This is a genomic window from Mucilaginibacter sp. (assembly GCF_039207105.1).
Taxonomy (GTDB): Bacteria; Bacteroidota; Bacteroidia; order Sphingobacteriales; family Sphingobacteriaceae; genus Mucilaginibacter.
This window is the reverse complement of sequence record NZ_JBCECK010000170.1, coordinates 1-10,003: the sequence shown is the minus strand read 5'-3', so window position 1 is coordinate 10,003 and position 10,003 is coordinate 1. Positions and strand designations below refer to the sequence as shown.

The 10,003-nt window shown below is 42.6% G+C and carries 11 protein-coding genes; 8 read left to right on the top strand and 3 right to left on the bottom strand.

What is annotated here, in order from left to right:
• The 7 genes from guaA to AAGC65_RS22250 all read left to right on the top strand — a co-directional run.
• On the top strand, window positions 1-905 hold a 905-nt coding region (gene guaA / locus AAGC65_RS22280; protein WP_343114676.1), incomplete at its 5' end, for a glutamine-hydrolyzing GMP synthase.
• Entirely contained in the window at window positions 862-2,106 is a 1,245-nt protein-coding gene (locus AAGC65_RS22275; protein ID WP_343114675.1) for a hypothetical protein, read from the top strand. The genes guaA and AAGC65_RS22275, both read left to right, overlap by 44 nt.
• Window positions 2,103-3,269, top strand: coding sequence for an RsmB/NOP family class I SAM-dependent RNA methyltransferase (locus AAGC65_RS22270; RefSeq protein WP_343114674.1), 1,167 nt, complete (start codon window positions 2,103-2,105; stop codon window positions 3,267-3,269). Before AAGC65_RS22275 ends, AAGC65_RS22270 begins: the two co-directional genes overlap by 4 nt.
• A gap of 16 nt (window positions 3,270-3,285) precedes the next feature.
• Window positions 3,286-3,726: a hypothetical protein gene (locus AAGC65_RS22265; protein ID WP_343114673.1), complete on the top strand. Its 441-nt coding sequence runs from the start codon at window positions 3,286-3,288 to the stop codon at window positions 3,724-3,726.
• A 70-nt stretch (window positions 3,727-3,796) separates the two neighbouring features.
• The gene (locus AAGC65_RS22260; RefSeq protein WP_343114672.1) at window positions 3,797-4,168 is read left to right on the top strand and encodes a DUF4180 domain-containing protein; all 372 of its coding nucleotides are present in this window, start codon (window positions 3,797-3,799) and stop codon (window positions 4,166-4,168) included.
• A 210-nt stretch (window positions 4,169-4,378) separates the two neighbouring features.
• Complete coding sequence (locus AAGC65_RS22255; protein ID WP_343114671.1) at window positions 4,379-4,684, top strand: metalloregulator ArsR/SmtB family transcription factor; 306 nt, start codon at window positions 4,379-4,381, stop codon at window positions 4,682-4,684.
• 10 nt (window positions 4,685-4,694) lie between these two features.
• The gene (locus AAGC65_RS22250; protein ID WP_343114670.1) at window positions 4,695-5,183 is read left to right on the top strand and encodes an SRPBCC domain-containing protein; all 489 of its coding nucleotides are present in this window, start codon (window positions 4,695-4,697) and stop codon (window positions 5,181-5,183) included.
• A 105-nt stretch (window positions 5,184-5,288) separates the two neighbouring features.
• On the opposite strand, the gene AAGC65_RS22245 is transcribed toward AAGC65_RS22250, so the two are convergent.
• From AAGC65_RS22245 to AAGC65_RS22235, 3 genes are all read right to left on the bottom strand, one after another.
• A complete protein-coding gene (locus AAGC65_RS22245) occupies window positions 5,289-5,858 on the bottom strand; it encodes a MarC family protein (RefSeq protein WP_343114669.1) in 570 nt (189 codons plus the stop codon).
• Window positions 5,859-5,868: 10 nt separating this feature from the next.
• The gene (locus tag AAGC65_RS22240; RefSeq protein WP_343114668.1) at window positions 5,869-7,032 is read right to left on the bottom strand and encodes an MFS transporter; all 1,164 of its coding nucleotides are present in this window, start codon (window positions 7,030-7,032) and stop codon (window positions 5,869-5,871) included.
• Between the two features lie 93 nt (window positions 7,033-7,125).
• Window positions 7,126-8,682 (bottom strand): amino acid permease, encoded by a 1,557-nt coding sequence (locus tag AAGC65_RS22235; protein WP_343114667.1) that lies wholly within the window; start codon window positions 8,680-8,682, stop codon window positions 7,126-7,128.
• Window positions 8,683-9,287: 605 nt separating this feature from the next.
• On the opposite strand from AAGC65_RS22235, the gene AAGC65_RS22230 reads away from it, so the two are divergent.
• Complete coding sequence (locus tag AAGC65_RS22230) at window positions 9,288-9,779, top strand: CHRD domain-containing protein (RefSeq protein ID WP_343114666.1); 492 nt, start codon at window positions 9,288-9,290, stop codon at window positions 9,777-9,779.
• Window positions 9,780-10,003: the final 224 nt, after the last annotated feature.

The window sequence follows — 10,003 nt, the reverse complement described above, 5'->3', positions numbered from 1 at the left end:
AAAAACTGGGCGATGATAAAGTAGTGCTTGGCCTTTCAGGCGGTGTCGATTCATCAGTTGCTGCAGTGCTGCTGCATCAGGCTATCGGCAAAAACCTGCATTGTATATTTGTAGATAATGGTCTGCTGCGTAAAGACGAATACGAACAAGTGCTTGACTCTTATAAGCACATGGGCCTAAATATAAAAGGTATTGATGCCAAGCAACGTTTTTATGATGCGCTGGCGGGCTTAACCGATCCGGAAAAGAAACGTAAAGCCATTGGTCGCGTGTTTATTGAAGTTTTTGACGATGCCGCGCACGAGGTTCAGGATGTAAAATGGTTAGGACAAGGAACCATCTATCCCGACGTTATTGAATCTGTTTCGGTAAAAGGGCCATCGGCCACTATTAAATCGCACCATAATGTTGGCGGTTTGCCCGATTTTATGAAACTTAAAGTAGTTGAACCGCTAAATACCCTATTTAAGGATGAGGTGAGGCGCGTAGGTAAAGCTTTAAATATTGATCCAAATATTTTAGGCAGGCACCCATTCCCGGGACCTGGATTGGCTATCAGGATTTTAGGTGATATTACACCAGAAAAAGTAGCTATATTGCAGGAAGCCGACGCAATTTATATCAACAATTTGCGATCATACGGTGTTTACGATAAGGTTTGGCAGGCCGGCGCTATATTTTTGCCGGTACAATCAGTAGGGGTTATGGGCGATGAGCGTACCTATGAGAACGTGATTTGCCTGCGTGCCGTTGAATCACTGGATGGGATGACAGCCGACTGGTGCCATTTACCTTATGATCTGCTGGCCAAAATCTCTAACGAGATCATCAATAACGTAAAAGGAATTAACCGGGTAGTATATGATATCAGTTCAAAACCACCTGCTACCATTGAGTGGGAATAAATGGTTATTGTTTTTTATAACGGCGCTGATACTGGGTGCATGTTCTCCAAAGGTGCAGCCTGTATCAACGTCTGTAAAAAAGCAAACTGAAAGGCCCGTAACCAAAGCCGAAGAAAAAGCTGCTGCTAAACCAGAGACAAAGGTTCATGTCATATCCATGATATTGCCTTTGGGACTTGATCATGTTGCGCCCCGTAACTATAGCAGTGCCGGCTTAACCCAGGCCAACATGAGTGTGGAGTACTACCAGGGCTTTAAGCTCGCGTTAGATTCATTGGCCGGTAGCGGAGCAAACTTTAAGCTGCAACTGTATGATTCAAAAGACGACGCATCAGCAGCGCACAGCCTGGCATATAATCCCCAGATCAGGACAAGCGACTTCATTGTAGGGCCCGTTTTTCCAGAAGGGATAAAAGTATTTTCGGCTACCATGGGCCTTCGTGCGCCCATTTTATCACCATTGTCGCCAGCCTCCCCCGCTACTATAAAAAATAATAACCTCATAACCGCTATTACTCCGTTGGAGTATCACGCATGGGGCGCGGCGCAGTACATCAACGACAAAATAAAGCCAAAAAAAATATTTATCCTGCGCTCAGGCTTTAGTCAGGAGAACGATTATGTAGTTAACTTTAAAAAAGCTACCGATAGCCTGGGCAAAAAGAAAGTAAAAGTGGTAAGTGTTGTTATATCACGCGGGCAGCTGAGTGGCTTAGTGCCGCAGCTGTCAAAAACAGAACAGAATGTATTTGTGATACCGGCTACCGATCAGGCTTTTTTAGGGGTGACCTTACGGTCGTTAGATACGTTGAATAAAAATTATCCGGTAACCTTATTCGGGCACCCAAGCTGGGAAAAATTCAGTTTTTTAAAGACTGATATGCTACAGCGGTTAAAAACACATATTACCTCAACCGATAAAATAAATTATAAACAGGAGGCTACTATTACCTTTTTGCGCAACTATCGTAAAGCTTATCACGTTGAACCAACCGAATATGCTATAAAAGGGTTTGACGAAGGCTTGTATTTTGGAACGCAGCTTTTTGAAGGCAATAAAGGAATGGTTGATTTGGATAAAACAGATTTTACCGGAATACACAACAACTTCTATTTTGTAAAAAAAACCGGGTTAGGTTGGGTGAATGCGCATGTAAATATATTAATGTACACTAACTTTGAGTTAAAACAGGTAGAATGAAGGCTATAAACCAGCTTAAAACGTTTCAGCGAATTTTGGGTGAATACCCTGCCGATACGCCTCTAAGTAAGTTTTTACCCGGCTTTTACAGACAAAATAAGCAAATGGGCTCAACCGACAGGCGTGTAGCCAACAGGTTGGTATATAACTATTTCAGAATAGGCAGGGTATTGCCTGATGTACCTGCCGATGAGCGCCTGCTTGTAGCCGAGTTTTTATGCAACACCCAAACCAATTCCTTTTTACAAAATTTTAAGCCTGAATGGGCCGCCTGTGTAGGTTTTACCATTGATGATAAGCTTGCCCTGGTTAAGGCGGCGTATCCGGCATTTGATTTAAATGATGTATTTCCCTGGGGTACGCAATTATCGCCGGGCGTTGACCGTGATGCTTTCCTGAAATCGTTTTTTAATCAGCCCGATCTGTTTATCAGGGTGCGTAACGGGTACGATCATTTGGTAAAAGGCGAACTGAGCAAAGCCGAGGTTGTGTTTAAGGATGAGGGCAATGGCTGCCTCTCGTTGCCGAATGGTACCCGGTTGGAAACCATATTCCCTAAGCAGCACTGGTTTGAGGTGCAGGATTATTCATCGCAGCAAACCGGCAATTTTTTCAGGCCACAGCGCTGGGATAGCTGGTGGGATGCTTGCGCGGCATCGGGCGGTAAATCGTTGCTGTTGCATGAAGATGAGCCAAATATTAAACTGGTGGTGTCTGATATCCGCGAGTCGGTACTGGCCAACCTGGATGAGCGCTTTCATTTAGCCGGGCTTACCAAATATCAAAAAAAGGCGCTCGACCTAACCACTAATGTTGATCAGGTGCTGCATGATTATGCCTTTGACGGTATTATCCTTGATGCTCCATGCAGCGGTTCGGGCACCTGGGGCCGTACGCCCGAAATGATAGCCCAGTTTGATGAGCACAAGATCGAGTTTTTTCAAAAGCTGCAAAAAAGCATTGCCAAAAACGTAGTAAAATACCTGAAGCCCGGCAAACCCATTATATACATTACCTGCTCGGCCTTTAAAGGGGAGAATGAGGACGTGGTGGACTTTTTGGTCAATGAACTCGGCCTAAAACTCGAAGAAAGCAAGGTACTCAAAGGCTATGAGCGCAAGGCTGATACTATGTTTGTGGCCAGGCTGAGTCCGATAGCCTGAATATAATATTGGCGATATGAAGTTATACAAAACAAAGCTTATAGGCTATTTAACGCTAATCTTATTATTAAGCATTGCAGTAAACTATTTTTTACCTCCTAATGGTATACTGTTATCCCCCGTTTCCATGTCGTTAATGGTCTGGCTTATATTATTTACTAAAAATGATCTCCAGATTTTCATAAAATCAGTATTCTGCTACTTGTGTATAGGTTTGAATGATATTGGTGTTAAGCTTTTTGCCGGTGGGATACACGACTGGGAAGGACAAGGGTTTATAACCCTTTTTCTTTTCATAGGTTTTTTTTCATGCGCTATTATGCTATTGGTCGCTGTTTACAGGGAACAAGGAGCTGGTAAATGGGTTAAAACCATAAGTATTGTGGCTTTTATGCTGCTTGTTTATGCCAACATCCAATTGTTTCAAAAATTGGGCCTTGATGCACGCTATTGTTAGCACATTTTGCACCATTGCACTGTAACAAACCGCTGTAAATGATCGTCTGTATAATTAAACATAATATACTATGGACATCAACCTCATCAACGTAAATGATTTTACGATAGCCGAGATCATATCTGATACAGTAGAAATTAACAGTACCCAGGACGCGTTGGATATACTGGCCAATTGCGCCTATCAGGATGCAAAAAGGATCATTATCCATAAAGAAAACATCACCGAAAGCTTCTTTGATCTGAAAACAACCCTTGCGGGCGATATCCTCCAAAAGTTCTCCAATTACAATGTGAAACTGGCCATAGTAGGCGATTTTTCGATTTATACAAGCAAAAGTCTGCGCGATTTTATTTATGAAAGCAATAAGGCCGGCCGGATCAGTTTTGTTGCCACCAAAGATGAAGCGATAGAAGCTTTATCTGGTGGCATTAGGGTTTAGGTACCTTATTAAATCTGCATTTCTGGACTTACTACCAAAATCCTGTCATTGCGAGGAACGAAGCAATCGCGAACAATACAAGGCTTCAATGCAAAGTTTGCGATTGTCACACCATCGCTCATAATGCCATGATTTTGAGGGTAAAATAAAAATAAATTTGCGCAACTGATTGATTGCACTTATATTTGCAATCAATCAGTTGCAGATATAATGAGACGAGACATTTTTCAAGCCATAGCCGATCCAACACGCCGGGCAATTTTAAGCCTGCTGGCCCTGCAAGCCATGACACCCAATGCTATTGCCGAGCACTTTGACAGCAGCAGGCAAGCGGTATCCAAACATATACAGATCCTGACAGAATGCGAAGTGGTTAAACACCAGCAAACCGGCCGGGAGATCTACTACCACTTTAATCCTGAAAAAATGAAAGAGATAGACATATGGCTTGATCGTTTCCGTAAGCTTTGGGACGATCGTTTTGATCAGTTAGATGACCTATTAAAAGACCTATAAACTAACCATTATGACAACAAAAACAGAGATCACTAAAGATGTGGCAAACAAAAAAATCAACGTAACGCGCGCATTTACCGCTCCCGTTGAAAAAGTATGGAAAGCATGGACAGACAGTAGTATTCTGGACAAATGGTGGGCACCAAGACCCTGGCGCGCCGAAACCAAATCGCTTGATTTTAGGGCTGGTGGTTTATGGTTGTACTGCATGGCAGGGCCAAACGGCGAAAAATCATGGTGCAGGGTTGATATCAAAACTGTTGACCCGCAGCAAGGTTTCACTGCAACCACGAGGTTTTGCGATGAAGAGGGTAACCCCGACGATAGTTTCCCGAGTATGCATTGGCTAACCCAGTTTTCGGCTACAGCAACAGGAACCAATGTTGATGTGGAGATATCATTTGATAACGAAGCCGATCTGCAAAAAATAGTTGAAATGGGCTTTGAGCAAGGCTTTACGATGGCACTGGGTAACCTTGATGAAGTATTGGAAGCATAATCACTTAAAAATAGTAGCAATAAAAAAGGAGGCCGTTCTCAAAGAACAGCCTCCTTTTTTATTTGTCATAATTGCTAAGAGCTCCCCCTTCAGGGGGCTGGGGGCCTAAAGATGCGTATTACTCCTGAATAATTTAATGGCAATGGCCAGCAGGATAATGCCGAAAGCCTTGCGCAGTATACTGAGGCCAATAGGGCCCAGCAACTTTTCGAGCCATTTTACATTTTTAAGTACAAAGTAAACCACAATGGTATTGAGTACAATGCCTACCATGATATTTTGGGTCTGGTATTGTGATTTTAAAGAGAGGAGGGTAGTCATGGTTCCCGCGCCGGCTATCAGCGGGAACGCGATAGGTACTATAGAAGCGGCCTGGGGTATTTCCTCCTTAAAAAAATCAACCCCCAGTATCATTTCCATCGCGATAATAAATATCACCAGCGAGCCCGCTATGGCGAATGAGGCAATATCCAAACCAATGATGGCCAGCAGCTGATCGCCCACAAACAGGAAGCCAATCATCAATACCAGTACCGCTACACTGGCTTTCTCCGACTCGATATGGCCTACACGCTGACGCACCTGTATAATCACGGGTATGGCGCCAAGGATATCAATAATGGCGAAAAGTATCATCGTAACAGAGAGTATCTCCCTGAAAATTAGCTTGTGCATGGCAGAATAATTATGCTTTTAACGTTAATCTGAAACTAAGTAAAAGTGCTATTAAAATATAGAGGGAAGATAAAAAGAAAATGGCATGTACCGAAATTAACCCGGCAAATCCGGCGGTAAGCGGCCCAATGGTTTGCCCTATGGAGGCATATGATTGATTAATACCCAGGATCTTACCTTGTTCGTTATGATTAATATGATCGGCAATAATAGCGTTGATCATGGGGTTACGTAAACCGTTGAACAAACCATAAAGGCAGATGCCGGTAATAAAGCTAATAAACTCATTCGTAAGCCCGGTTAGAAACATGGCCCCTAAACATAAAACGGTTGACAGCAAAAGGATCTTTGATTTTGACGACAGCCATTTGGTAAGTAGGGGCACACTCAGCTGCATAATAATACCGCTTATGCCAAAGCCGGCGTACAAAATACCTATTTGTGTAGGGTTGATCTTTAACACATCAACACTAAAGGTTTGAAAACCGATGATCATGGTAAACTGCGCCATAGTAAGCAGGAAACCTGTAAACACGGCTGTACCTATCACCTGGCGTTTTAAGGTGGTTACCAATGATGAAAATTTGAAGTTACCGGTAACATCTTTTTTGTCAGATGGCTTTACCGGATTGGTTTCCTTTAGGAAAAATATACTACAAAGCGTACCGATCAGTGCTATACCTGCCGCGAAAAAGAACGGTACCTGCGGACCGAACTTATTGAGCAAACCGCCAATAGCCGGGCCTATCACAAATCCAAAACCAAATGCCGAGCTCAGTATGCCAAACTTTTTTGCCCGGTTTTGCGGCGTGGCTGTATCAGACACCATAGCCTGTGCCACTGATACATTGCCTCCGGTAATACCATCCAATATGCGGGCTGCAAACATCATGAAAATATTACTGGCCCAGGCAAATAAAAGAAACGAAAGGCAGGTACCCGCCAGGCTGATGATGAGCAAAGGTTTGCGCCCCCATTTATCAGATAAAGAACCCAGAATAGGAGTAGTAAAAAACTGGGCTATGGAAAAGGAGGCGGTGAGTATACCCAGTGTTTCGCCGGTTATGCCAAATGTTTTGCCATAAGTGTACAAAACAGGTACAATGATGCCAAAGCCCAGCGAGTTAATGATACAAACAAATACTAATACCCACAGGTTTTTGTCGCCTCTCATAAATTGGTATTAATGCAGATAATAAAAGATAAGGTAATAAAAAAGGTTCTGAAAAATCAGAACCTTTTTTAAATGTATGATGAAACTTACTGTTTACTCAACAAATTTGGGGTTGATAGAATCATTGGCGCCTTCAACCTTACCATGCCTTACATGCGAACGTTTAATGCTGTAGCCAAAGTAAATAACAAAGCCGATCAGCAACCAAACAATTAAACGGGCCCAGTTTTCCCAGCCCTCACTGGCAATCATACATAAACAGATGAGCGCGCCAAGCGGGCAAACGATCATATAAAGCGGTGTCTGGAACGGACGTACAATGTTAGGATCTGTTCTGCGAAGAATGAATATACCCACGCAAACCAGTACGAAAGCGAACAGGGTACCTATACTTACCATGTCGCCCACGTATTTATCAGGAATAAAGCCTGCAAATAATGATACGAACACGAAAAATAACCATTGTGATTTATATGGGGTACGATGTTTAGGATGCAATTTTGAAAATACCTTAGGGATCAAACCATCGGTGCTCATGGTATAAAATACACGGGTTTGGCCCATCAGCATCACCAGGATAACTGAAGAGAAACCGGCCAAAATAGATACCGTAACAAACGATGCCAACCATCCGTAACCCGGCATGGCTGTTTTTATAGCATAACTAACAGATGCCTCTTTACCCTGAATAAGGAAGTCTTTGTATGATACCAGGCCTGTAAGCACGTGTGAAAACAAGATGTAAAGCGCAGTACAAAAAACCAACGAGATCAGGATACCTTTTGGCATATCCCTTTGCGGGTTTTTAGCTTCCTGTGCCGCGGTAGAAACCGCGTCGAAACCGATAAAGGCGAAGAATACCACACTGGCGCCGCGTAAAACACCCAGCCAACCGTGGTTGAATGTATCGCCGTAATCAACAATACCTGTACTCACTTTAACAACACCTGCATCGGCAGGGATCATATATGGTGTATGGAAAGCCGGATTAATAAAGTGCCAGCCCAAGCCAATGATCATCAATACGATAGCCACCTTAACAATTACGATGATGTTGTTAACCAGGGCCGATTCTGCTGTACCACGAATTAATAGCAGGGTTAACAGGAAAAGTACCAGTATGGCTGGCAAATTGATGATACCTCTTGTACCCAATTCGGCTGCATACATGCCTGTAGTTGTGTTGGATACCTCGAAGAACGAGTGTGTCCATTGGTACGGTATGTGGAAGTTGAAGAATGTAGTTAAAAATTCATTGAAATATTGCGACCAGCCTATAGCTACAGTTGCGGCTCCAAGCGCATATTCCAGTACCAGATCCCATCCTATGATCCAGGCAATAAACTCGCCCATTGTAGCATAAGAATAGGTATAAGCCGAACCGGCAATAGGTATCATACTGGCAAATTCTGCATAGCATAAGCCAGCCAAGGCGCAACCTGCCGCCGCGATAAGGAACGAAATAGTAACAGCCGGACCTGCATGTTCACCCGCCGCTGCTGCCGTGCGCACAAAAATACCGGCACCTATAATGGCACCAATACCCAATGCTATCAGCGACCCAACGCCTAAGGTTCTTTTCAGCGATTTTTCTGTTTCTTGCGAAGCAGCCATCAATTGCTGAATAGGTTTCTTAATAAATAACTTCATTTTAAAATAGTAAGATCAGTAGTAAAAATTTAAAAATTCACATTCCCCCAAACGTACTTAAATTTATTGAAAACATAAAGTGCCGAATGTAACCAAAGTTGGGGATAATAAAACCAATTATAGTTCGGAAAATACACTAAATCCATAGAGTATCAGTGTTTTGTGTTTGATTTTGTAAGTGCCTCATCCTTAGTGCGCGTATCCATATGCTATGTTTTTCAAGAACGTGGGGTTTTCTTAAAAAGCCGCAAATGTATATAATCTGATATTCACTTTAAATTATTTTGCGGTTAAAATTTACTATCCCATTTTATTCCATCACGATGCTTAAAATGCCGGAATGCGTAAAATCAGGTGACAACATTACTGATATCAGTTACACCCAACCCCCAGTATAGGTGATGCGGCAAAGGTTCATTATGCCCTTACTTTGTATCATAGTTTTTAATACAAGCCAAAGCAATGAAAAGCATATTTCAAATTTCAGTTTTTATGTTGATAACCGATGTTAAAATACTAACGGCGGTACATCAGCTGATGTAACCTTGCAGCAGGCATTTTATGAGCATTTACTTAATCTATTTATAAACTTTATTTATCTACCTATGAAAACCATTTTTTTAAACAAATTCGCTTTTACCGCTGCAGCAGCCCTTATTGTTCTTTTTTCCTTCTCGTCTTGCAGTAAAGACAAGGATAACAATAACACTATGCCTGCTAAAAAAACAGCCACACTCAATTTTTCGGGAGCTAATGAAGTGCCGGCCAATAACAGTACGGGCACAGGCAGCGGACAGGTATCATTTGACCCGGCTGCAAAGACCATTACCTATAATGTTTCCTGGAAGTTGGGCTTACCTGCAGCAACCACTACCGATATGCACTTTCATGGTGCCGAAGATGGCTCCGATACCAAAAGCTCACCCGTTGTTGTTGAGCTGGAAGGTTTTTCGACCGGTAACTCGGGTAATTTTTCAGGAACTACCCGTGCACTTACCGATGCCGAAGTAAACCAGCTTTTAGCCGGCAAATGGTATATGAATATTCACAGCACCACAGTACCAGGCGGCGAATTAAGAGCCAACATCAAATTTTAAGTTCAGTTTTTTCTTTTGTTAATAGTTTGTGAGAGGGCCTGTGGAAACACAGGCTTTTCTTGTTTGGTTAGATTTAATCAATCAATAAAGACTTACAAATATTGTGACAACACTAACAACAGTAAGACTTACGAAGTTTTCAAAACTTCGTAAGTCTTCTTCTCCGCTACCGCAAGCGTTTGGCTTGTGGTGAATCATGCTTAGTTAGATGGTCTCGTTTGTTT